This is a genomic window from Streptomyces mexicanus, assembly GCF_902506575.1.
Taxonomy (GTDB): Bacteria; Actinomycetota; Actinomycetes; order Streptomycetales; family Streptomycetaceae; genus Streptomyces; species Streptomyces mexicanus.
The window spans coordinates 352,785-374,964 of record NZ_LR732544.1 but is presented as its reverse complement, the minus strand read 5'-3'; the positions used below and the strand labels follow the sequence as shown (position 1 = coordinate 374,964).

17 protein-coding genes and 3 pseudogenes are annotated in these 22,180 nt (G+C 73.6%); 5 read left to right on the top strand and 15 right to left on the bottom strand.

Features of this window, described 5'->3' with window-relative positions; genetic code table 11:
• Positions 1–8: 8 nt before the first annotated feature.
• Together GV126_RS01775 and GV126_RS01765 are read right to left on the bottom strand one after the other, a co-directional pair.
• A pseudogene (locus GV126_RS01775) lies at positions 9–93 on the bottom strand (L-rhamnose mutarotase); the annotation flags it as partial.
• Between the two features lie 358 nt (positions 94–451).
• Positions 452–1,873 (bottom strand): lipase maturation factor family protein, encoded by a 1,422-nt coding sequence (locus GV126_RS01765; RefSeq protein ID WP_159662101.1) that lies wholly within the window; start codon positions 1,871–1,873, stop codon positions 452–454.
• A gap of 61 nt (positions 1,874–1,934) precedes the next feature.
• Between GV126_RS01765 and GV126_RS01760 the strand changes: the two genes are divergently transcribed.
• Both GV126_RS01760 and GV126_RS01755 read left to right on the top strand, forming a co-directional pair.
• Positions 1,935–4,040, top strand: coding sequence for a SpoIIE family protein phosphatase (locus GV126_RS01760; protein ID WP_159662100.1), 2,106 nt, complete (start codon positions 1,935–1,937; stop codon positions 4,038–4,040).
• A 52-nt stretch (positions 4,041–4,092) separates the two neighbouring features.
• Positions 4,093–4,956 (top strand): Fpg/Nei family DNA glycosylase, encoded by an 864-nt coding sequence (locus tag GV126_RS01755; RefSeq protein WP_159662099.1) that lies wholly within the window; start codon positions 4,093–4,095, stop codon positions 4,954–4,956.
• A 20-nt stretch (positions 4,957–4,976) separates the two neighbouring features.
• On the opposite strand, the pseudogene GV126_RS01750 reads toward GV126_RS01755, so the two are convergent.
• Positions 4,977–5,156: pseudogene (locus GV126_RS01750) on the bottom strand (hypothetical protein); the annotation flags it as partial.
• On the opposite strand from GV126_RS01750, the gene GV126_RS01745 reads away from it, so the two are divergent.
• Both GV126_RS01745 and GV126_RS01740 read left to right on the top strand, forming a co-directional pair.
• Complete coding sequence (locus GV126_RS01745) at positions 5,091–5,429, top strand: hypothetical protein (RefSeq protein ID WP_159662098.1); 339 nt, start codon at positions 5,091–5,093, stop codon at positions 5,427–5,429. The pseudogene GV126_RS01750 and the gene GV126_RS01745 overlap by 66 nt on opposite strands.
• 115 nt (positions 5,430–5,544) lie before the next feature.
• Complete coding sequence (locus GV126_RS01740) at positions 5,545–5,922, top strand: hypothetical protein (RefSeq protein WP_159673207.1); 378 nt, start codon at positions 5,545–5,547, stop codon at positions 5,920–5,922.
• Positions 5,923–5,939: 17 nt separating this feature from the next.
• Here the strand turns inward: GV126_RS01740 and GV126_RS01735 are convergent, their stop codons facing one another.
• From GV126_RS01735 to GV126_RS01700, 9 genes and pseudogenes are all read right to left on the bottom strand, one after another.
• Complete coding sequence (locus tag GV126_RS01735) at positions 5,940–6,437, bottom strand: GNAT family N-acetyltransferase (protein ID WP_159673205.1); 498 nt, start codon at positions 6,435–6,437, stop codon at positions 5,940–5,942.
• 44 nt (positions 6,438–6,481) lie between these two features.
• The gene (locus GV126_RS01730) at positions 6,482–6,988 is read right to left on the bottom strand and encodes an RNA polymerase sigma factor (RefSeq protein WP_159662097.1); all 507 of its coding nucleotides are present in this window, start codon (positions 6,986–6,988) and stop codon (positions 6,482–6,484) included.
• Between the two features lie 91 nt (positions 6,989–7,079).
• Positions 7,080–8,258, bottom strand: coding sequence for a glycerophosphodiester phosphodiesterase (locus GV126_RS36140; RefSeq protein ID WP_236570221.1), 1,179 nt, complete (start codon positions 8,256–8,258; stop codon positions 7,080–7,082).
• Between the two features lie 201 nt (positions 8,259–8,459).
• Positions 8,460–9,518, bottom strand: a pseudogene (locus GV126_RS36135) (glycosyltransferase family 4 protein); the annotation flags it as partial.
• Between the two features lie 62 nt (positions 9,519–9,580).
• Positions 9,581–10,990, bottom strand: coding sequence for an MATE family efflux transporter (locus GV126_RS01720; RefSeq protein WP_159662095.1), 1,410 nt, complete (start codon positions 10,988–10,990; stop codon positions 9,581–9,583).
• The gene (locus tag GV126_RS01715; protein ID WP_159662094.1) at positions 10,983–14,570 is read right to left on the bottom strand and encodes a type I polyketide synthase; all 3,588 of its coding nucleotides are present in this window, start codon (positions 14,568–14,570) and stop codon (positions 10,983–10,985) included. The genes GV126_RS01720 and GV126_RS01715 overlap by 8 nt, the downstream gene beginning before the upstream one ends.
• On the bottom strand, positions 14,567–15,421 hold the full coding sequence (locus tag GV126_RS01710; RefSeq protein ID WP_268977388.1) for an ACP S-malonyltransferase: 855 nt from the start codon (positions 15,419–15,421) through the stop codon (positions 14,567–14,569). Before GV126_RS01710 ends, GV126_RS01715 begins: the two co-directional genes overlap by 4 nt.
• A gap of 18 nt (positions 15,422–15,439) precedes the next feature.
• Positions 15,440–16,474, bottom strand: a complete 1,035-nt coding sequence (locus tag GV126_RS01705) for a hypothetical protein (protein WP_159662092.1) — start codon at positions 16,472–16,474, stop codon at positions 15,440–15,442.
• Between the two features lie 22 nt (positions 16,475–16,496).
• Complete coding sequence (locus tag GV126_RS01700) at positions 16,497–17,507, bottom strand: hypothetical protein (RefSeq protein WP_159662091.1); 1,011 nt, start codon at positions 17,505–17,507, stop codon at positions 16,497–16,499.
• A gap of 582 nt (positions 17,508–18,089) precedes the next feature.
• On the opposite strand from GV126_RS01700, the gene GV126_RS01695 reads away from it, so the two are divergent.
• Positions 18,090–19,013 (top strand): LLM class F420-dependent oxidoreductase, encoded by a 924-nt coding sequence (locus GV126_RS01695; RefSeq protein WP_159662090.1) that lies wholly within the window; start codon positions 18,090–18,092, stop codon positions 19,011–19,013.
• A 100-nt stretch (positions 19,014–19,113) separates the two neighbouring features.
• Here the strand turns inward: GV126_RS01695 and GV126_RS01690 are convergent, their stop codons facing one another.
• From GV126_RS01690 to GV126_RS37420, 3 genes are all read right to left on the bottom strand, one after another.
• Complete coding sequence (locus GV126_RS01690) at positions 19,114–20,508, bottom strand: MFS transporter (RefSeq protein ID WP_159662089.1); 1,395 nt, start codon at positions 20,506–20,508, stop codon at positions 19,114–19,116.
• On the bottom strand, positions 20,505–21,656 hold the full coding sequence (locus GV126_RS01685) for an LLM class flavin-dependent oxidoreductase (protein WP_159662088.1): 1,152 nt from the start codon (positions 21,654–21,656) through the stop codon (positions 20,505–20,507). Before GV126_RS01685 ends, GV126_RS01690 begins: the two co-directional genes overlap by 4 nt.
• Positions 21,657–22,018: 362 nt before the next feature.
• Positions 22,019–22,102: a putative leader peptide gene (locus GV126_RS37420; RefSeq protein ID WP_369123901.1), complete on the bottom strand. Its 84-nt coding sequence runs from the start codon at positions 22,100–22,102 to the stop codon at positions 22,019–22,021.
• Between the last annotated feature and the right edge of the window lie 78 nt (positions 22,103–22,180).

Sequence of the window (22,180 nt, the reverse complement as noted above, 5' to 3'; positions counted from 1 at the left end):
GACGCCGCGCAGCTCGGTCGGGACCTTCCGGTGCGCCGCCGCGTAGGCGGCGATCCGGTCGGCGCGGACCTTGGTGTGCAGGGCGGCTCTCATGATGTCGGCGCCACGGCCCTCGTCCAGACGGTCACCGTCGCCGAGGAGACCCCGGAGTTCCTGGTGCCGGCCGAGAGCCACGACCTGATCGCCGGGGTCGTCGGCTGGGGTGGACCACACCGGCCCGACATGGCCGACGACCTGGCCCGCCTGCGCGCCCTGCCTGGCGGCAGGCACCTGAAGGGCATCCGCCACCCGGCCGGCGCCGGCTGCTGCGGCCGGAGCGGCGGGGGCCGGCGGCCGGGGCCGACGCGGGCCCCGTCGGCGGCCCGGTCGGCCCGCCCCCCCAGCCCCCGGCCCGCGCCGAGGCGGCAGCGGCCCTGCCCGGCATCATGGTGAGACCGGAGCGGGCCTCTGTTCAACGGGTCCGTGCCGGCTCCTCCAGCCGGGTCGGTGGCAGGAAGTCCCGCACGTAGGTGCGCTCCCAGCAGGCGCCGGTGGCGCGCAGCTCCCGCCAGGTGGTGTAGCGGTAGCGGAAGAGGCGGGCGCGGATGTAGCGCGGTGGCCGGCCGGGCGGGAAGGGGGAGCGGCGCAGCAGCTTCAGCGTGGCGCGGTCGCCCTCCAGGAGCCGTTCCACCAGGGCGCCGAACCAGGCGCCCGCGTACGCCGGGGACAGCGCGACGAACCACATCAGCCAGTCCAGGCGCAGATGGTAGGGCGCGAACTGGCGCGGCCAGCGCCGTGGATCCCCGGGCTTGCCGCGGAACTCGTACTCCCGCCAGTCGGCGTCTTCGCGCGGCCGGTCGTCCAGGGTGCCCTCGACGACCACCTCGTAGCGGATCCGGCTGATGCTGCCGAACGCGCCGTAGGTGTTCACCAGGTGCAAGGGATCGAAGGAGCGGTTCATCACCTGGCGGCGGGAGACCATGTTCAGCACCGGGTGGTAGCTGAGGACCACCACGAGCGCGGTGACGGCCGACACCACCACCTCGTACCACAGCGGCGCGGGTGCCACCGACGGCGGATGCGCCGGGAAGCGCACGGCGGACAGCGCGAGCACGATCGTGATCCAGTTCAGCCAGGCGAAGTTGCCCGACAGCACCAGCCACAGCTGGGTGAGGATCATCACCGCCGCCCCGGCCGTGGCCACCGGCTGCGGGGTGAAGAGCAGGAACGGCACGAGCAGTTGCGTGACGTGGTTGGCGGCCACCTCCACCTTGTGCAGCGGGCCGGGCAGACGGTGGAAGAACCAGCTCAGCGGCCCCGGCATCGGCTGCGTCTCGTGGTGGTAGTGCAGACAGGTCAGCTTCCGCCAGCACGCGTCGCCCCGGATCTTGATCAGCCCCGCGCCGAACTCCACCCGGAACAGGATCCAGCGCAGCAGGAACAGCACCAGCACCGGCGGGGCGACCTCGTCGTTGCCGAGGAAGACGGCGAGGAACCCGGTCTCCAGCAGCAGCGACTCCCACCCGAAGCCGTACCAGGTCTGCCCGACGTTCACGATCGACAGATACAGCGCCCAGGGCACCAGCCACAGCAGCATCCCGCCCCACAGCGGCAGCCACGAGTCCAGCCCCGCCAGCAGCGCCGCCGACACCGCGCACCCGCCCCAGGCGACCCCCGCGAACAGAGGGTCGGAGTAGCGCAGGTGGAACAGGCTCGGCGCCCGCCGAAACGGCACCCGGGCCACGAAGCGGGGGATCGGCAGCATGCCCCGCTCGCCGAGCAGCGCCCGGAACTGCAGGGCCGCCGTCAGGAACGCCACCAGGTACACCGCGGCCAGGGCCCGCTGGAAGACCAGCCGGCTCATCCAGTAGTCGGGCACGGTGAACCAGTCCACGGCCCTTCTGCTACCCCGCTCCCGGCTCGAAGAATCAGACAAACCCTGGCAAGGTGGCCCCATGGCTGAACAGGGAGCGCGCGCCCTGGCACTCCCGGAGGGCTGGCCCGCCCACCCCGATCCGATCCTCGCGCTCAACCGCATGGGCAGCTTCGACTGGGACCTGGACACCGGTCTGTTCAGCATGGACGCCCAGGCCCACCGGATCTTCGACATCACCCCGCAGGAGTACGACGGCCGCCCCGAGAGCCTGGCCGCCCGGGTCCCCGGCGGCGAGGGCACCCGCCTGGACGCCCTGGTGGCCCAGGCCATGAAGGACGGCAGCGAGAACTACGGCACCTACCTGCGGGTGCGGCGCCGCGACGGCTCCCTGACCTGGATCCACACCCAGGGACACATACGCCGCGACACCACCGGCCGCCCGCGCCGGATCATCGGCATCGTCCGCGACGCCACCGAGGAACTGAACGACAGCGCCGGCCTGCAGGAGCGGGCCGCCCGGGACGCGGCCCGCCGGCAGCAGACCAACGTCGTCCAGGCCACCACCGCCGCCCTCGCCCACGCGCGCACCGTCCAGGACGTCATCGACGTCGTCAAGGACACCCACGGCCTGGCCCGCCTGGGCTCCACCAGCCTGGTCCTCGGGCTGGTGGAGGCCGGCCGCATCCGGCTGGTCGCCGGGGGCCCCTCGGCCGCGTCGGTGCCCGGCCCCCGCGTCCCCCGCATCGACGAGCCGTATCCGATGAGCGAGGCCGTGCGCACCCTCAGTCCGCGGTTCATCGAGTCCCCGGAGGAGTTCGCCGAGCGCTACCCGATCCTGTGGCCGCACATCACCGACCTGAACATCACCTCCGCCGCCTACCTGCCGCTGATCGCGCAGGCCCGCCCGATCGGCGGCATGGGCCTGCTCTACAGCGACCGGCGCGGCTTCACCCCCGAGGAACGCGACGTCCTGGTCGCCCTCGGCAGCAGCATCGCGCAGAGCCTGCAGCGGGCCATGCTCTACGAGCAGGAGAAGGACCTCGCGCAGAGCCTGCAGCAGGCCATGCTGCCGCGCACCATCCCCAGCGTGCCCGGCGCGGACATCGCCGTGCGCTACCGCTCCGGGTACGCCGGCGGCTCCCTGGGCCGCGACATCGGCGGCGACTGGTACGACCTGATCCCGCTGCCCGGGGCCTGCCCCGGTGGCGCGGGCCGGGTCGGCGCCGTCATCGGCGACGTCCAGGGCCACGACACGCACGCCGCCGCCGTCATGGGCCAGCTGCGCATCGTGCTGCGCGCCTACGCCGCCGAGGGCCACACCCCGGCCACCGTCATGGCCCGCGCCTCCGTCTTCCTGCACGAGCTCGACACCGACCGCTTCGCGACCTGCCTGTACGCCGAGGCCGACCTGTCCACCGGCGTCCTGCAGGTCGTCCGCGCCGGGCACATCGACCCGCTGGTGCGCGGCACCGACGGCAGCTGCCGCCGGGTCGAGATCGACGGCGGCCTGCCGCTCGGGCTGTCCGCGGAGTTCGGCAGCCTGGAGTACCCGGTGTGCAGCATGGAACTGGACCCCGGCGAGGCACTGATCCTGTGCACCGACGGCCTGGTCGAGCAGCCCGGCGCCGACCTCGACGACGGCATACGGTCCGTGTGCGCGTCCGCCACCGCCGGTCCCGACGACGTCCGGGAGCTGGCCGACGAGCTGATCGGGACGGCCGAGCTGCGCGGCGGCGACGACGACGTGGCCCTGCTGATCCTGCGCCGCCGTGCCCTGGCCGAGCGGCAGGCCGTGGAACGGATCCGGCAGCACGTGGCCCCCGGCGACCCGGAGGCACTCACCCGGGCCCGGCACACGATCGGCGCCGCGGTGCGCTCCCTGGGCGCCGGGGAACGCTCCGACGAGATCGAACTCGTCGCCGACGAGCTGATCACCAACGCGCTGATGCACACCGAGGGCCCCGCCGTCGTCACCCTGCGGGTGCTCAGCGGCCCCGGGCGGCGGCTGCGCGTGGAGGTCGAGGACCCCTCCAGCGCCCTGCCGCGCCGCCGGGAAGCGGGGGCGCAGGGCGTCTCCGGGCGCGGCCTGCTGCTCGTGGACCGGCTCACCGACGGCTGGGGCGTGGAGGCGCGGGGCAGCGGCAAGTGCCTGTGGGGCGAGTTCGAGGTGCCCGAGCCCGACTGAGCCGCTCGCGCGCCCGCCCGGCGCTGTCGGTGCCGGGTGGCACCCTGGAACCATGCCGGAGTTGCCCGAGGTGGAAGCGCTCAAGGACTTCCTGACCGAGAACCTGACCGGACACGAGATCGTCCGCGTGCTGCCCGTCGCGGTCAGCGTCCTGAAGACGTACGACCCGCCCGTCACCGCCCTTCAGGGCCGCGAGGTGAGCGCGGTGCGCCGGTACGGCAAGTTCCTGGACCTGGCCACCGACGGCGGCCTCCACCTGGTCGCCCACCTCGCCCGCGCGGGCTGGCTGCAGTGGCGCGACCGGCTGCCCGACGGCGTGCCCCGCCCCGGCAAGGGCCCGCTCGCCCTGCGCGTCGCCCTGGAGACCGGCGCGGGCTTCGACCTCACCGAGGCCGGCACCCAAAAGCGCCTGGCGGTGTATGTCGTGGCGGACCCGCGGCAGGTGCCGGGCGTGGCCCGCCTCGGCCCCGACCCGCTGGCCGCCGACTTCGACGCGGAGCGCCTGGCCGGGCTGCTGTCCGGGCAGCGGCGGCAGCTCAAGGGCGCGCTGCGCGACCAAAGCCTGATCGCCGGCGTGGGCAACGCCTACAGCGACGAGATCCTGCACGCGGCCCGCATGTCCCCGTTCAAGCCGGCCGCCTCCCTGACCCCGGAGGAGATCGAACGGCTGTACGAGGCGCTGCGTACCACGCTGACCGAGGCGGTCGAGCGGTCCCGGGGCGTGGCGGCCGGCCGGCTGAAGGCGGAGAAGAAGAGCGGCCTGAGGGTGCACGGCCGCACCGGCGAGCCCTGTCCGGTGTGCGGCGACACCATCCGCGAGGTGTCCTTCAGCGACTCCTCGCTGCAGTACTGCCCGACCTGCCAGACGGGAGGCAAGCCGCTCGCGGACCGCAGACTGTCCCGACTGCTGAAGTAGCCCGCGCCGCGCGCCGTCGTTCAGGGCGGATCGAGCGTCACCAGGCGCTGTCCGCCCGCCGTCCGCACCTCGAAGCGGGCGATCTGGCCGGGACGCAGCGCCGTGCCGCCCGTGACGTCGGCGGGCCGGGTGCCGTGCGCGGGCACGGCCCAGGTGGCCACCGTCTGCTCCGACCCGTCGCGGCCCACCGCGACCAGCCGACGAAGGACTGGCACTTCATCGGGATGGCCGTGGTCTCCGTGCTGGCGCTGGTCCAGCTGGTGATCGGGATCGTGGCGCTGGCCCGGGGCGACAAGCCGGACCAGGGGACGACGATCTTCGTGGCGTATCTGCTGGGCGCCTTCGCCTGCGTCCCGGCGGCCGGGTTCATGTCGCTGGCCGAGCGGACACGCTGGGGTTCGGTGACCGTCGCGGCGGGCGGGATCGTCCTGGCGGGACTGGAAGGACGGCTCTACGACATCTGGGGCGGTTGAGATGGCCTCCGTGCAGGAGAACTCCGCGCAGCACTCCACCGAGGACGACACGGCGCAGGGCCGGCCCGGACGGGACGGCGGGCCGGCGCGGCGCCGGCTCATCAGCGGGCCCGGCATGCTGCTGGTCTGGCTGTACGGCGCGATGGTCGTCGGCGCGGTGTCCCGCTCGGTGTACCAGATCGCCACCGACTTCGGGCGCGCGCCGCTCGCCTACTCGCTGTCGGCGGTGGCGGGCGTGGTCTACGGCTTCATCACGTACTCGCTGGTGCGCGGCGGGGAGCGGGCCCGCAGGGCGGCGCTGGTGTGCTGCGCCGCCGAGCTGGTGGGCGTGCTCACGGTCGGGACCTGGACGCTCGTGGAACCCTCGGCGTTTCCGGACGCGACCGTGTGGTCGGACTACGGCATGGGCTACATCTTCATCCCGGTGCTGCTGCCGCTGTCGGCGCTGTACTGGCTGCGCGCCGCCGCCAAGCGGCAGCCGGAAGCCGCCTGAGCCGCCGCCCCGGCGCGCTACGCGGTCTGCGCGTAGGTGCCGGCCGGCTTCTCCAGGACGATCATCGGTACGCCGTCACTGCCCTGGTCGGTGCCCACCGTCTCGTAGCCCACGCGCCGGTACAGGCGCAGGTTGCCTTCGCTGCGGTGGCCCGTGTGCAGCCGAAAGCGGGTGGCGCCGTGCTGCTCGGTCAGCGCCGCCTCGACCGCGCGCAGCAGCCGGGCGCCGATGCCGTGCCCCTGCAGGCGCGGGTGGACGCACAGCTTGCCGATGAAGGCGGTGCCGTCCTCGCCGAGGCGGCCGCGCACCGAGCCGACCACCTCCTCGCCGAGCCGGGCCACGACCACGCAGTCCCGGGCGACCTCCTCGCGGACGGAGTCCAGGCTCTGGACGAGCGGGTCGATACGGTAGTTGCCGTACAGCGCGGCCTCGCTCTGGAAGCTGAGGTACTGCAGCTTCAGGATCTGCTCCGCGTCCTGTTCGGTCGCCGCAGAGATGGTCACGCTCATGCCCATGTGCGCACGCCTCCCGCTCACCTGATCACCTGTCGTCCTCACTCCTATCCCCGCACTTCGCGGGCCGCAACCTCCGGTGCGAGCAAACGTCGCAGACATCCCAGACATCGGGAACGTTCCGGCCCAAGACTGCCCTGTGAGATACCCAACTCCCCCGCGATCTCCCGGTATGTGAGGTCTCTGGGCGACAGCAGCGCCTCCAGCAGGCGGGGGCAGCGGCCGGGCAGCCGGCGCACCGCCTCGCGCAGGGCCCGCCGGCGGGCGGCGGCCAGCACGATCTGCTCGGGACCGCGTTCGCTGTCGTCGGCGGGCTCCAGCCCGTAGGGACGTTCGATGCTGATGGTGCGTCGGGTGCGGCGGGCCTCGGAGCGGACGGCCTTGCGCACCCAGCCGTGCGGATCGTGCGGCGGACCGTCGGCCTCCAGGCGCTCCAGCAGCCGCAGCCAGACCGCCTGCTCCAGGTCGCCCGGCTCCGTTCCGGCGGCATGTGCCTCGGCGGAGGCCTCGGCGAGGAGCAGGGGGCGCAGCGCGGTGAGCATGTCGTGCGTCATATGCGGCACGACGCGGCCGCCTCGGCCCGGGTTGCCGGGACGGCCGCGGGTTCACCCCGACGAGGGCGTGGCGCGCCGGAGGTTGACGCCCTCAGTGACGGAGGAAGTCCGCCCGGGCCAGCAGGCCCGTGTCGGCGTTGTCGGTGAAGATGCCGTCGATGCCGGTGGCGAAGTACGCCTGGAACAGTGCGAAGACGTCGCCGTAGGCGTCCGGGGCGGTGCCCTTGCGGAACGTCGGCGGCAGGAACGGGTTCTCGTTGCGGACCGTGTACGGGTGCAGGATCAGGCCCGCGGCGTGCGCGTCGCGGACCAGGGTGCTGGGCCTGCCGAGGTTGCCGTCGGCGTCCTTGGGGATGACCAGGTCGAGGGTCGGGCCGATGCCCTGGGCGTAGGAGGCGATCTCCTTCAGTCCTGCGGGGGGGACGAGGTCCGCGACCGTGCGCGGGTCACCGGTGGCGACGAAGTCGTAGGGGCGGGTGTCGGCGCCGGACAGCAGCACGACGAGGGGGTTGCCGACGAGCCGGCGCATCCGCCGGACGCTGGTGGGTTCGAAGGACTGCAGGATCACCGGGGAGTTCTTCTTGTCCTTGCCGTGCCGGCGCAGCAGCGCGGCGACCCGCTCCTCCAGGCCGAGGCCGAGGGCGCGGAAGTACGTCGGGTGCTTGAGTTCGGGGTAGATCCACACCTGCCGGCCCCGCTTGCGGGTCTGCTCGTCCTGCCACGCCAGGACCTCTTCGAAGGTGGGGATCTCCCAGCGGCCGTTGTAGAGGGTGTTGTGCGGCCGGTTGGCCGGGATGCGTTCGGTGGCGCGCAGGGTCTTCAGTTCGGCGAGGGTGAAGTCCTCGGTGAACCAGCCGGTGGTGGGCACCCCGTCCAGGGTCTTGGTGGTCTTGCGGCCGGCGAACTCGGGGTGGTCGGCGACGTCGGTGGTGCCGCCGATCTCCGGCTCGTGCCGGCACACGAGGTGGCCGTCCTTGGTGGGGACGAGGTCGCCGGCCTCGACGATGTCGGCGCCCAGGTCCAGGGCGAGCTCGTAGGAGCCGAAGGTGTGCTCGGGCCGGTAGCCGCTGGCGCCGCGGTGGCCGATGATCGTGGGCACCGGCAGGCTCTTCAGTCCGCCGCCCTGCCCTGCGACCGCCGTCCGGTCGGCGGCCCCGGCCGCGCCGGGCAGCCCGAGGACCGTCGCGGAGGCTCCGAGCACCGCGGCGCCGAGCAGCGCCCGGCGGGAGGGGGGGGGGGGGCCGCGGCGCGGGGGCGGCGGCCCCGCCACAAAGCCCCGGGGGGCCTCCGCCCCGGGTGGGCGGGGGGTCCGCCCCCCGAGGGGCGCCGGGGGACTCGACGCCGCCGCGGGCGACCCCCGGCCGCCCGCCGCCCCGGCGGGGGCCCGGGCGCGCGCCGGCCCCGCCCTGCCCCCCGCCCCGCCCCGCAGACCCGCCAGGGTCGCCGCCGCGGCCCGCCTGCACCGCGCCCGCCACCTGCCCGAACACGCGGCGGCGACCATGGCGGTTCTGCGGGTCGGGTCGGTGAGCAGGTCGGCGCAGTCGCGCGCCAGGTCCTCGGCCGTGTCGGCGAGCGCCAGGTGCTCGCCGGCGACGACGTCGAGTCCCTCGGCGCCGATCGTGGTGCTGACCACCGGCACACCGTGGGCGAAGGCCTCCAGGATCTTGATGCGGGTGCCGCTGCCCACGCGCAGCGGCACCACCACCACGTCGGCGGCCCTCAGGTGGGGCGTCATGTCCGGCACGGCGCCGGTGACCTCGACGTGCGGGCCGGCCAGCGCGGCGGTCTCCGGGGTGGACGCGCCCGCCAGCACGACCCTCGCGTGCGGTACGCGCCGGCGGACCAGCGGGAGGATGTCGGCGGTCAGCCAACGGGCGGCGTCCGCGTTGGGCGCCCAGTCGAACGAGCCCTGGAACAGGAGGGTCGCGCCGCCCCCGGGGTGCGGCGGTGCCGGCGGATGAGCGGGCGCGGGGTAGGTGTTGGGGACCACGGCCGTCCGCTCCCCGCCGCCGAGCCGGGCGGCGTCGTCGGCGCAGGCCGTCACGGCCACGTCGGCCTCCCGTGCCACCCGCCGGTGGACGCGGCGCCACCAGGCGAGGGAACGGCGCGCCTGCACCCGCTGCCACGGGGTCAGCGGCACGCCCCACACGCCCTGCCCGAGCCGCGCCCAGCGGCGGATCAGCACGTCCTCGAAGTCGTCCACGTCGACGACGGTCCGGCCGGTGAACCGGCCGCGCAGCGGCAGCCAGGTGCGTTCCCGGTTGAACCAGACCAGGTCGTAGCGGGTGCCGGTCGACCAGTCGGGCAGGGCGGGGGCGAGTGCGCGCCGCTGGTGGGCGGCGTAGGCGGCGGACGGCCCGCGTGCGGTGATCTCCAGCAGGGCGCGGGCGCCGGTGTACGGCGGGAGGCCGGCCACGCCGGTGCGCGCGAAGCGGGTGCTCTCCCGGGCCGGTGGGGCGGTGCCGGGCGGTGCGAGGAACAGCGCGTCGACGGGGCCGAGTTCGGCGAGGGCGGCGGTGACCACGTCCATCCGCCGCACCGCGCCGCCGGCGGGACGGCGGGGCAGGATGTCGCTGACGAAGAGGGAGCGGATCACCGGTCTCCCCCGCTGTCCGACGTGGCCATCGGGCCGGCCTCCGGGTCGTGGTCAAGGTGGTGGTCGGGACCGGCTCCGGGTGGGCTGCCCGAGTGCCGGGCGGCGGCCAGGAGGGTGTACGCCAGTCCCGCGGCCCAGCCGATGACCGTCGCCCACATGACGCCGTCGACGCCCTGGGCGTGGCCCAGCGCATACGACAGCGGCAGCCGGACCACCCCCAGTGACAGCACCGTGCAGACCAGCGGCACCACGGTGCGGGCGATGCCGTTGAACCAGCCGTGCAGCACGACCGTCAGCGTGTAGCACAGGAAGAACGGCGCCGTGACGATGCTGTACCGTTCGGTGATCAGCCGGGTCTCGGCGCTGCTCGAGAACAGCGCGGCGATCGGCCCGCGCGCGGTGAGCAGCAGCAGGGACACCAGCGCGGTGAGCGCGACGCCCAGCCACACGCCGTGGCGGACGCCGTCGCGCACGCGCGCGGCCTGCCCGGCGCCGGTGTTCTGCGCGGTGAACACCATCAGCGCGCCGGACAGGTTGAGGAACAGCGCGCTGGTCAGCAGCTCCAGCCGGGAGACGACGGTCAGCGCGGCGAGGGCCTCGTCCCCGAACGGTGCGATGATCCACACCAGGCCCAGGACGCCGACGCCGATCAGCAGGTACTGCACGGCCATCGGGGCGCCGATCCGCAGGCCGCGCCGTACCTCGGCGCGGACCGTGGCGGCCGTGACCGCCGGCGCCCCGGAAGGACGCCGGCGCTGCTCACGCACCAGACGGGTCAGGCCGGCCGCCGCGGCCAGCGCGTTGGCGGCCGGTACGGCCAGGGCGGCGCCCGCGATGCCGAGCCGGCACGGGCCGACGAAGAGCCCGGCGAACACCGCGTTCAGCACGCTGGCGGCGATCATCAGCGCGGTGGCCCGGCGGGCGTCGCCGCGGCCGGTGAGGACCGCGCACACCGCGCCGAGCGCGTACACGGCGACCATGCCCGAGCACAGCGTCACCAGGAAGGTGCGGGCCTGAGCGGCGACTTCGCCGGTCACGCCCGTCAGCGCCAGCAGCGGCGCCGTGACCAGGACCGCGGCCGCGGCGCACACCACCGCCCAGGCGACGGTGCACACCGCGAGGGCCCGCAGCGCGCTGGGATCGTCGCGCCGGCCGGCCCCGGCCAGGTGCCCGAGCCGTACCGAGAAGGCGTTGGAGACGCCGGTGAACAGTGAGGTCAGGATCGTGTAGAGCGGTTGTGCCGCGCCCATCGCGGCCAGCCCGGTGACGCCCACGTAGCGGCCGACGACCGCGCTGTCGACCAGCAGGTAGCCCTGCTGGAGCAGGTTGGCCAGGGCCAGCGGGGCCGCGATGCCGACGACCTGGGTCAGGACCGGGCCCCGCGTCAGGTCCGGCACGTCACTCACCGGGCATGGTCAGCAGCTCGTCGAGCCACGCGTCGTCGTCCCCGTCGTCGTCGCCGAGGGCGTCCACGTCGTACTTGGTCTCGATGAGCCGGGCGACGGCGACCACGGTGCGCTCGCTCATCAGGTCGATGGCGTCGAACTGGCGGCCGATGCAGGCGGAGATGCTGTTGCCGATGGTCAGCGCCATGATCGAGTCGGCGCCCAGGTCCCGGAAGTCGGCGTGCACGTCGATCTCCGGATGGCCGAGGACGTGCGCCAGGCAGCGGCCCACCATGCGTTCGGTGTCGGTGTATGCGCCGTCCGGCTGCCCGGTGAGCCGTACGTCGGTGGACTCCACGGCCTCACGCACGCGGGCCAGGTTCTGCTTGGTCCGCTCGGCGAGCGCCGCCAGCGCCGTCGCGATCTTGTCCTCGATGTCCGCGGACAGGGCCACGTCGTAGGTCGGCAGGACGCTCATCAGGTCGCTGTCGTAGTTGACCTCGCCGGCGAAGAGGACCGGCCGGTCGCCGCGCAGCGCCGCGTCGATCAGGGCGAGGCCGTCGCGGGTGCGCAGCGAGCGGAACGCCAGGTCCTCGTTGACGCCGGTGGCGACCGCCATGCCGACCTCCCGCCAGGCCACCCACTCGACGCTGACCACGCGGTGCTCGGGCGTGTCCAGGGTGCGGGCCAGGTGGTCCAGGTAGTAGTTCGCGGCCGCGTAGTCGGCCTGCCCGAGGGCCGGGAACACCGCGGCCACCGAGGACATGTGCAGGATGAAGTCGGGACGGTCGTCGCGGGTCAGGTGGTGCAGCAGGAACGCGCCGCGCAGCTTGGGCCGCAGGACGGCCGCGAACCCGGGGACCTCCCGGTAGGCGATGAGGCTGTCGCCGGGCACACCGGCGGCGTGCACGATGCCGTCGATACGGCCGTGCGCGGCGCGGACGGTGTCCAGCACGGCCGCCAGCGCGCTTTCGTCGGCGACGTCGGCGGCCACCGGGTGCACGGTCGCGCCGAGCGCGGCGATCTCGCGGACCGCGGTGACCCGCGCCGCGGCGGGATGCTGCGGGTCGGCGGCGACCGCGTCCCACTCGGTCTCGGGCGGCAGCGCGGTGCGTCCGAGCAGGTACAGGTGGACGCCGGGAGCGCCGGCCGCGAAGTGCCGGGCCGTCTCCAGGCCGATGCCGCCGAGTCCGCCGGTGATCAGGTAGGCGCCGCCGGGCCGCAGGTAGGTGTCGCGGACCGCGTCGACCTCGGGCAGTTCCGCGAACGACTCGCGGTACTTGTCCGCGCCGCGCAGCGCGTACACCCCGGCCTGCCCGGCGAGGACCTCCTCGCGCAGCACCGCGGCCGGCACCGTGTCGTCGGCGTCGACCAGCCGGACGGTCACGTACGGGTACTCGCGGGCGATGGCCTTGACCAGCCCGGCCAGTGCCGCGTGTTCCGTGGCGACGCCCGCCTCGCCCGGTACGACCGCCAACGCCCGGCGGGTCAGCACCACCAGGTCGACCGTCGCGCCGACGTGCATGAGCGCCTTCGCCAGCCGGAACAGGCCGGTCAGGTGCTCCTCGACGCGGCGGTCCAGCTCGGCCGGAGTGGCGGCCGGTCCGCCGCCGGGGGCCGGTGCGTACACCAGGGGGGGGTAGCCCTCGTCGACGAGGTCCTCGGCGAGTTCGTCCGGTTCGGTGCCCGGGGTGCCCGGCGTGCGCAGCACCGTGTCCGGCGGCAGGGCGGCGGCCACGGCGCCGGCCGCCTCCGGGTCCGCCAGCGCCAGCACGCGGGGCGACGTACCCGCGTACCGCGCGGGCGGCGCGGGCGTGAACTCCACCGCGTGGGTGAGCGGGTGTGCCACGCGCGGCGCGGCCAGGGCGAACCGGTCGCGCCAGTCGTCGGGGAAGTCGACCCAGGCGCGAGTCTCGTCGAACTCGTACGGCGGCAGGTGCACGATCCGCGGCCCGGCTCCCCGGTACTGCGCACGCAGGCCCGCTTCCCCGCCGCCCACCCAGTGCCGGGCGGCGTCGGTGCGGGCGGCGTCCGGCACGTCGCCGGCCTCGGTGGCCGCCAGCGCCGCCCGCAGGGCGGGCAGGTCGGCGACCGTGTAGGCGAGCCGGTGGCGGTGGTGGGCGCGGGAGACGTTCGAGGTCCAGCACACGTCCCGGACGGTGCCCTCGATCCGGCCCGCGTCGATCGCCTCGCGGTAGCGGGTGACCAGCCGGCCGAGGGACGCCGGGCTCTGCGCGCTGAGCGTGAAGAGGTAGGGCGGCCGGTCCTCGCCCGCTTCCGGCGGCGCGGCGGTGAACTCCTCCAGTACCCCGTGCGCGTTGGTCCCGCCGAGGCCGAAGGCGCTGACTCCGGCACGGCGCGGGGTGTCCCCGTCGGGCCACGCGCGGGCCTCCAGCGGCACGTACACGGGGCCGTTGTCGAGGTCGATGGCCTCGTTGGGCCGCACGTAGTTGGCCAGTGGCGGGATCGTGCGGTGCCGCAGCGCGAGCGCGGCCTTGATCACGCCCCTGACGCCCCAGCCCTCGAAGAGGGGCCCGATGTTCGCCTTCACGGTGCCCCCCGCGCAGAACCGCCGGGCGTCGGTCCGGGCGGCGAACGCCCGCCGCAGTCCCTCGAACTCGATCGGGTCGCCGACCTTGGTGGCGGTGCCGTGCACCTCCAGGTAGCCGATCGTGCGGGGGTCCACGCCCGCGCTGCGCCACGCGGCGTCCAGCAGGTCGGCCTGGGCCCTGGCGTCCGGCGCGGTCATCATCTCCGAGTGCCCGTCGTGGTTGACCGCGCTGCCCTTGACGACCGCGTACACCTGGTCGCCGTCGGCCAGCGCCCGGTCCAGCCGCTTGAGCACGACCGCCCCGGAGCCCTCGCCGAACCCGGTGCCGTCGGCGCTCTCGTCGAAGGTGCGGGTCACGCCGTCGGAGGACTCGATGCCGATCCGGGTGTGCGGGTGCTGCACGGGCGCCATCACCACGCGGGTGCCGGCCACCACGGCCATCTCGCAGTCGCCGAGCAGCAGCGCGGCCCTGGCCTGATGCAGCGCCACAAGCGACGCCGAGCAGGCGCTGTCGACCACCATGCTGGGTCCACGCAAATCCAGCAGGTAGGACAGCCGGTTGGCCAGCATGGTGACGATGTTGCCGGTGATGCCGAGCTGGCCCAGCGCGGGGTCGATGCGGCAGAAGTAGTCCAGGTAGGACCCACCGGGGTTGCCGGCGTAGCCGATGTACACGCCGGTGCGGCTGCCGGCCAGCCGCTCGCCGGTGTATCCGGCGTCCTCCAGCGCGCGGTACATGGTGCGCAGGACCAGCCGCTGGTGCGGGTCGGTGACCGCGGCCTGTTTCGGGGTCATGCCGAAGAAGGCGTGGTCGAACAGGTCGATCCGGTCCAGGAAGCTGCCGTCGTGGAACGCGACGCGTTCCTCGGCGTCCGGCACCAGGGCGGAGGCGCGGTGGTAGCGCAGGAACTCCTCGACGTCCCGGCGACGCCGCGCCGGGAAGGGCCGGGTGAGGCTGCGGCCGGTGCGGACGACGTCCCAGAAGGCGTGCTGGTCCGGCGCGTCCGGTACGTCGACGGACAGTCCGACGACGGCGATGTCCGTGGTCATACGTGTTCCTCCGTGGGCTGGGCCGCGATCCGTGCGATGAAGGCGGTGAGAGTGGTGCCGTCGGCCTCGTCGAAGTGGTCCACGCCGGCGGCGCGCAGGGCGCGGACGGTGCGCACCCACTCCACCGGGCGGGAGATCTGCCTGCTCAGCAGTTGGACGGCCTGGCCGGGGTCGAACTCGGCGGCGGTGACGCTGGACATCACCGGGGTGTGCCCGGCGCGGAACTCGTAGCCGCGCAGGACGTCGGCGAACGCCCGTCCGGCCGGGGCCATCGCCGGTGTGTGGAACGGGCCGCTGACGTGCACCGGCAGCACCCGCACACCCGGGCCGCGCAGGGCCTTGGCGGCGAGCGCCAGTTGCCGTCGGTCACCGGCCACGGTGACTTGCCGGTCGCTGTTGCGGTTGGCGACGTGCACGAGGTTGAACCCGGCGGTGCGCAGTGTCGTCTCGACCCGTGCCGAGTCCATGCCGACCACCGCGACCATGGCGCCGCCGGTGACGCCGGCCATCAGCTCCGCGCGGCGCCGGACCAGGGCGAGGCCGTCCATGAGGTCGATGACTCCGGCGGCCACCAGCGCGTTGAACTCGCCCAGGCTGTGCCCGGCGAAGTAGTCGTAGCGCCGGCCGGACCGTTCCAGGTCCAGCCAGGACAGCGCGTTGACGAGGAAGACGGCCGGCTGGACGTAGCGGGTGTCGGCGAGCCGGTCCCCGGGGTTGTCGCGGCACAGCTCCGCGACGGAGTAACCGAGCAGTTCGGAGGCGGCCGCGGTCTGTCGCGGGTACCGCTCGAACAGTGCTTCTCCCATGCCTGGGCGCTGTGCGCCTTGGCCGGGGAAGACCAGACAGTGCATCGGTGGAACGCTCCTCACTCAGGCTGCTGGTGCGGGGATGCTGCGGTAGCGCAGCCCGTGGTGGCTGCCGCGCAGGCTCTCCCGGGTGAACACCCGGGCCGAGGGGCCGGGGCCGAAGTCGACGATCCGGTCGGGCCGGCAGCCGTCGATCGCCGCGCGGACCGTGCCGGGCCAGTCCAGTGGCCGGCACACCGCGTGGGCGAGGACGTCCGGCAGCAGGTCGCCGCGGTCCTGGAGGTTGACCGGGGCGTCGGCGACGTACACCGGCAGGGCCAGCCGGTCGCCGGTCAGCGTGGACGTCATCAGGTGCCGGTCCTCGAGCGCCGCTCGCACCGCCGCGTGCAGCAGCGGGGTGTGGAACGGTGCGGTGCTGCGCAGATAGGCCCAGCGCACCCCGGTGTCGGCGAACCGCCGCGCGTGCCGTGCCCGGAAGCCGGCGAGGCCGGCCGGGTCTCCGGCGAGCACGTGCGAGCGGCCGGAGTTGGCGAGGGCGACGTGCACCGGGGAGTCCTCCGCGAGGGCGCGCAGTTCCTCGGCCGGCAGGCCCGTCACGGCCGCCATGGGGGTGGCCTCGCCGGTCCGCGGCGGTGCCGCCTGGTGGCAGCGGATCAGGGTCAGCGTGGTCATGGTGATCATGTCGTGGCAGAGCGCCGTGTACTGCCGGCGGCTGGTGATCCGCAGCCCGGCGACCACGGCGCCGATCAGGCCCAGGCTGTGGCCGATGGCGGCCACCGGCGTCGGCCGGTCGCCGTCACCGATCGCCGGTTGCAGCAGGCAGAGTTGGTAGAGGTGGGCGCACAGCCCGTCGACGATGGAGTGGTCCAGGGCGGCGGCGTCGGGTGACGCGCCGCGGAGCCAGTCGGTCAGCGGGATCCCGCCGGGCAGTTCCCGGCGGTAGGCGTCCGCGCCGACGTGGTCGAGGACGCCGGCCACCGCCTCGGCGGCGGTGGTGAAGTAGCGGGCGTTCTCCGGGCGCGCGTACAGCGCCCGCAGGGCGGCGAGCGGCGGTCCTTGTATCCCCGCCATGCCGCTGAACAGGTAGAGGTCTCGCACGTGTCTTCCCCGTGAGGTGGTGCTACCGGCCGCGGGCAGGGGCCGGCAGGAGCTGCGGAAGGCCGTCCGCTTCGGCGATCAGATGCCGGGCCGCCTGCTGTTCGAGCTGCCGCAGGCGTGCGAGTCCGCGCCGGATCCGGTCCGCCGGCAGCGCGGGCAGCCCGGACTGGAAGGCGGTGACCCGGTCCGACAGCACGGTGGCCAGCTGCGCGATGCGCGCGTAGGCGGACCGCACCTGTTCTCCGTGCGCGGTGTGGGCGAGGAACCGGTGGAACAGGGTGCGTGAACCGGCCAGCAGGGCCATGCTGTTGACGCCGGGCGCGCGGTAGGCGGTGGTCACCGAGGCGCGTTCCACGACGAGGTTGTCGCCGACGACGTCGTAGAGTTCGAAGCCGTCGCGGAACCGGCCGAGGAAGGCGCGGTAGGCGGCCTCGAACCCGTCGCGGTCCGGTTCGGAGGTCTGCCGGACGGTGGCGCAGCCGGTGAACCAGCGTGCGGGTTCCCGGGCGCAGCCCTCGCGCAGGACGTCCCAGCTCACGGCCAGCGGGGCGTACTCGTGGTCGTCGCCGACGTTGTCGACCAGGAGGACATGGGTGTCGCTCGCTCCGCACAGCAGGAACGAGTGCAGCAGGTGGTACTCCTCGGGGAGGGTACCGACCCGGCGCATGAACTCCACCCAGTACGGGAAGTGGTGCCGGGGCGCGTAGAAGAGGACCGGCTGATCGGCGGCGAGGAACGCGCTGACGCCGGACTCGAAGCGGGCCAGGTCCACGGTGCCGGCCGAGAGCACCTCGAAGCCGAGCAGCCGCAGGTCGTCGTCGTTCACGTACGGGGTGTCGAAGGCCCAGCGGTCCTCGCCGCGCAGGTAGCAGTGGCGGTGGACGGCGGAGGTGGATCCCAGCGCCGCGTACATCAGCAGGTCGGACCAGCGGGTGCGGCCGCCGACGTAGGCCAGGAGCTGGGTCTTGCGGCAGTGCAGGTGGTTGTTCGGATCCCGGGTGCGGATCAGGTCCAGGCCCGATAACTTGATCATCTGATCGACGGACAACAGCGTGAACCTCCGTTCGGCGGAACCTCCGTCGCGGAAGCCGGACCGGGGAGTACCGCAGACCTCTGGAGGCGTGCCGCGTTCCGACGGGTGCGGGCCGTCCGCGCCGGGGCAGCGGCGCCGGGGCGGGGTGGGTGTCAAGGGATCAAGGGGATCACCGAGGTCTCGCACATCGATGTGCGGACTCTTTGCGCAGCACACGCCGTGGATTTCCCGCCATTGGGCGATCGGGCGAGGCGCGCGGCAGAGAGGGAACGGGTCGCGTGGGACCCGTCTTCGTCGATGGCTTCTTCGGCAGCGACACAGGCAACCGACAACCGCTCAGGTGTTCGCCTGGTGCAGTCCATGATGTCAGCGCCGCGGGCGCCGGTCAATAAAAGTCATACGATTCGCCGCTTTCTGAGATCCGCTCCATCAACTTATTGACGGAACGTCAACTTCCATGGAGCGCGCCCAGGTTGGCAGACGCGCCGCGGCTCTGCCGACGAACACCGGGTACACATGACCGACAAGAAGCCGTCACACACGGACCGGAATCAGGGGCGGCCGCCGGCCGTTCTGACGGGCATGACTGTAGGAGTAGCGCTCAACGCGTCCGACGCACCCAATCAGGTCGACGCCACCGTCGAGCTGGCCCGCGAGGCCGCGGCGGCCGGGCTTCGCTCGGCGTGGTTCGGCCAGACCTTCGGCGCCGACTCACCCCAGCTCGCCGCGATCGTCGGGCGCGAGGTGCCCGGACTGCACGTGGGCACCTCGGCGATCCCCGTCTTCGGCCGGCACCCGCTGATCGTCTCCAGCCAGGCCCAGACCGCCCAGGCCGCGACCCACGGTCGCTACCACCTCGGGCTGGCCCTGGGCACCAAGCTGCTGACGGAGACCGGCTTCGGTCTGCCCTTCGAACGGCCCATCGCCCGCCTGCGTGAATTCCTCACCGCACTGAGGCAGTTGACGCAAACCGGCACGGCCGACTTCCACGGCGAGCTGCTCACCGCGACCACGCCGGTCTCCGCCCGCGTACCCGGCGCCGAGCACGGCGTCCCCCTGCTGGTGGCCGCGATGGGGCCGCAGGCGCTGCGTGTCAGCGGTGAACTGGCCGACGGCATCCTCCCGTATCTGGCCGGGCCGCGCGCCCTGGCCGAGCACATCGTTCCGGCCGTGACCGCCGCGGCCGAGGCCGCCGGGCGTCCCGCGCCCCGGATCGTGGCTCTGGTGCACGGCGTCGTCACGGACGACGTGGAGTCGGTGCGGGCGAAGGCCACCGAACAGCTCGCGTTCTACGAACAGATCCCGTCCTACGCACGCGTCATCGAACTCTCCGGTGGCCGACGGGCCGCCGACGTGGCCGTGATCGGCGACGAGAAGACGGTCGCCGACGAGGTACGGCGCTACCGGGACGCCGGGGCCACCGAAGTCGTCTTCTCGGGCACCGAGATCGCCGGAGCGGCGGACCGGCGGCGCACCTGGGCGCTCCTGGGCGAGCTGGCCGGCTGACGGCTCCCGGGGCCGGCGGGGGACGCCGCCGGCCCCGGGAGCGGTGAACGCTGCCGTCCGAGCCCCCCCGGGCGACGGCGCCGTGGGCCGCCGCCGGATCTCACCCGCGGCCCGCGGCGGCCGTCGGTCCGCGGGAGGCGACAGGCACCTGTCCGGTGGCCACGTGCAGGTCCTCCTCCCGCAGCCGGCCGGTCGCCCACACGCTCGCCAGGCCCGTCAGCGCCAGATAGCCGCAGGCCCACCAGGGGCTCCCCGAGCCGAAGGCCAGCAGCGCGGTCATGATCAGCGGAGTGATCCCGGACGCGAAGATGCCGGACACCTGGTAGACGAAGGACATGCCCGTGTACCGGACGGGTGTGGCGAACAGAGCGGCGAACAGGGTGCCTTGAGCACCGTAGAACCAGGCGTGCACGATGCCCAGGGTCACGAGGAGCGTCACGGCGAACGCCGCGGTCCCTCCGCTGCCGAACAGCCAGAACGCCGGGAAGACCGAGAGGGCGAAGGCGGCCATGCCCGTGCGGTACACCCGGCGGGCTCCGCGGCGGTCGACCGCGGTCCCGCACACCGGTATCAGGGCGGCCATCACGAGCGCCGCGGCCGTGACCGCGAGCAGCACCGGCGTGCGGTCCAGGTCCAGCGTCCCGGTCGCGTACGTGAGGGCGAAGACGCCCCAGGTGTTGAAGGCGGCTCCCTCTCCCCACCGCGCCAGCATCCCGAGCAGGAGGTGCCGGCGCGCTGCGGGCTCACGCAGCAGTTCCACCAGCGGGGCCGGGCGGGGCTCTTCCCGCAGACGGCGTACGGCACGGAAGGCAGGTGTCTCCTCGATCCTGAGCCGTACGGTCAGCCCGACGGCGACGAGCACGAGGCTGGCGAGGAAGGCGATCCGCCATCCGTGGTCGACGAACGCGGCGTCGCCGAGGAGATCGCTGAGCAGCGCGAACACGCCGGTCCCCAGGGCCAGCCCGAGCGCCAGCCCGATCTGCGGAAAGCTGCCGAACCGGCCCTTGCGGCCGGTGGGCCCGTGCTCCACGGCCAGCAGGACCGCCCCGGCCCACTCCCCGCCCAGCGCCACACCCTGCGCGACCCGCAGGAACAGGAGCAACGCGGGAGCGAGGACGCCTACCTGCTCATAGGTGGGCAGCAGGCCGATGAGGGCGGTGGAGAGCCCCATCAGGCCCATGGTGAAGGCCAGCGTGCGGGTGCGGCCGATCCGGTCGCCGATGTGGCCGAAGAGCAGGCCGCCCACGGGCCGGGCGACGAAGCCCACGGCGAACGTCGCGAACGACAGCAACGTGCCCACGGTGCCGTCGGCCGTGGGGAAGAACAGTTTGTCGAAGACCAGCCCGGCGGCGGTGCTGTAGAGGAAGAAGTCGTACCACTCCACGGTGGTGCCCAGCAGGCTGGCGAGCACGACCGTCCTCAGCGCGCCCGGGTCAGTGGGTTCCGGCTCGCGCGCACGGGCCGGGGCCTGCGAGGACGCGGACGCCGCGCTCATCGGGCGGCGAAGGGGACGGTGCCCGCCTCGGCGGGGCGCGGACCTGCCGGGTACTGCCACAGACCGCGCTTCTCCAGCACCGGCAGGACGCCCTCGCCGAACCAGTACGCCTCCTCCAGGTGCGGCACCCCGGACAGCACGAACTCCTCGATGCCGAGGCGGTGGTAATCCTCGATCAGGTCGGCGACCTCCGTGTGGCTGCCGACCAGTGCCGTGCCCGCGCCGCCGCGGACGAGACCGATGCCGGCCCACAGGTTCGGGTAGATCTCCAGATTGCTGGTGTCGCCGCTGTTGTGCAGCTCGCGCATCCGCCGCTGCCCCTCGGACTCGCTGGTCGCCAGGCCCTGCTGCACCGCCTTGATCCGAGCCGGGTCCATCGCCTTGAGCAGCCGCTCCGCCTCGGCCCACGCCTGCGCGGAGGTGTCCCGGCTGATGGTGTGCAGGCGAATGCCGAAGCGCACCTGCCGGCCTTGCGCGGCGGCCAGCGAACGTATCCAGTCGATCTTCTGCTTCACCTGCTGCGGCGGCTCGCCCCAGGTCAGGTACACATCCGTGTACCGCGCCGCCACCTCGCCGGCCGCGGGCGAGGAGCCGCCGAAGTAGATCCGCGGTGCGGGCTCGGGCAGTCGGCTCAACCGGGCTCCCTCGACCCGCAGGTGCTCGCCGTGGTGGTCGACCGACTCGCCCGCCCACAGCCGCCGCACGATGTCGAGGAACTCCCCCGTCCGGGCGTACCGCTGGTCCTTGTCGAGGAAGTCGCCGTACGCCCGCTGTTCGGCGGACTCGCCACCCGTGACCACGTTCAGCAGCAGCCGCCCTTTCGACTGCCGCTGGAAGGTCGCGGCCATCTGCGCCGACAGCGTCGGGCCGATCTGCCCGGGGCGGAAGGCGACCAGGAACTTCAACCGTTCGGTGACCTGAGTGAGCATGGCCGTGGTCACCCACGCGTCCTCGCACCACGCGCCCGTCGGGGTGAGTGCTCCGACGAAGCCGAGCTGCTCGGCGGTACGGGCGATCTGGCCGAGGTAAGCGATGGAGGCCGGGCGGTCCCCGGCGGCGGTGCCGGGCGTGGATCCGTGACCGCCGCCGACGACGTGCCGGCTGTCACCGGTCGTGGGCAGGAACCAGTGGAAGGTGAGGGCAGACATGCGTGCTCCGGGAGGGGTGGGGAGAACGGCCGCCGGGCAGGGACGGCCCGTGCCGTGCGGAGGGACAGGCGAGGTGCGAGGGTCCGGTGGGTTGCCCTGCGCTCCAGGGAGTGTCAGGGACTTCGAAGGGGCCGCCGGGGCTGTACGGGCATACGGAACTCCTGTTGCGGAACGCACGTGTTACGGAAAGCACGTGTTACCTAACGCACGTGCTATGGAACGCGAATGCGCGGTGTTTCCCTGACGCCGTATGCACCGAACGTGCCGACGTACCGTGTGCGTGCGGGCAGTGCAGTGCATACGCGGCACGCGACCGTGCGTCGACAGGTGTGGCGTGGGAGGAAAAGCGGCGGATCCTGGAATCAGGCCGCGGTGCAACAGGAGGCGCTGGAGACGCGGACGAGGTCGACATGGCGTCGCCGCGTGAGGTCCAGTCGCGTGTTCATGCCGACGATGCTGGCAGCAGCCGGGCTCAGCCGTCAAGGCACACCCGACGGGTCTCGCATCGCGGACCACCGAAGGTC

Excerpts from the sequence above, each read along its gene's own strand:
- GV126_RS01760 (WP_159662100.1), top strand. The coding sequence starts at position 1,935 with ATGGCTGAACAGGGAGCGCGCGCCCTGGCACTCCCGGAGGGCTGGCCC.
- GV126_RS01755 (WP_159662099.1), top strand. The coding sequence starts at position 4,093 with ATGCCGGAGTTGCCCGAGGTGGAAGCGCTCAAGGACTTCCTGACCGAG.
- GV126_RS01740 (WP_159673207.1), top strand. The coding sequence starts at position 5,545 with ATGCTGCTGGTCTGGCTGTACGGCGCGATGGTCGTCGGCGCGGTGTCC.
- GV126_RS01735 (WP_159673205.1), bottom strand. The coding sequence starts at position 6,437 with ATGGGCATGAGCGTGACCATCTCTGCGGCGACCGAACAGGACGCGGAG.
- GV126_RS01730 (WP_159662097.1), bottom strand. The coding sequence starts at position 6,988 with ATGACGCACGACATGCTCACCGCGCTGCGCCCCCTGCTCCTCGCCGAG.
- GV126_RS01715 (WP_159662094.1), bottom strand. The coding sequence starts at position 14,570 with ATGACCACGGACATCGCCGTCGTCGGACTGTCCGTCGACGTACCGGAC.
- GV126_RS01710 (WP_268977388.1), bottom strand. The coding sequence starts at position 15,421 with ATGCACTGTCTGGTCTTCCCCGGCCAAGGCGCACAGCGCCCAGGCATG.
- GV126_RS01700 (WP_159662091.1), bottom strand. The coding sequence starts at position 17,507 with ATGATCAAGTTATCGGGCCTGGACCTGATCCGCACCCGGGATCCGAAC.
- GV126_RS01695 (WP_159662090.1), top strand. The coding sequence starts at position 18,090 with ATGACTGTAGGAGTAGCGCTCAACGCGTCCGACGCACCCAATCAGGTC.
- GV126_RS01690 (WP_159662089.1), bottom strand. The coding sequence starts at position 20,508 with ATGAGCGCGGCGTCCGCGTCCTCGCAGGCCCCGGCCCGTGCGCGCGAG.
- GV126_RS01685 (WP_159662088.1), bottom strand. The coding sequence starts at position 21,656 with ATGTCTGCCCTCACCTTCCACTGGTTCCTGCCCACGACCGGTGACAGC.
- GV126_RS37420 (WP_369123901.1), bottom strand. The coding sequence starts at position 22,102 with ATGAACACGCGACTGGACCTCACGCGGCGACGCCATGTCGACCTCGTC.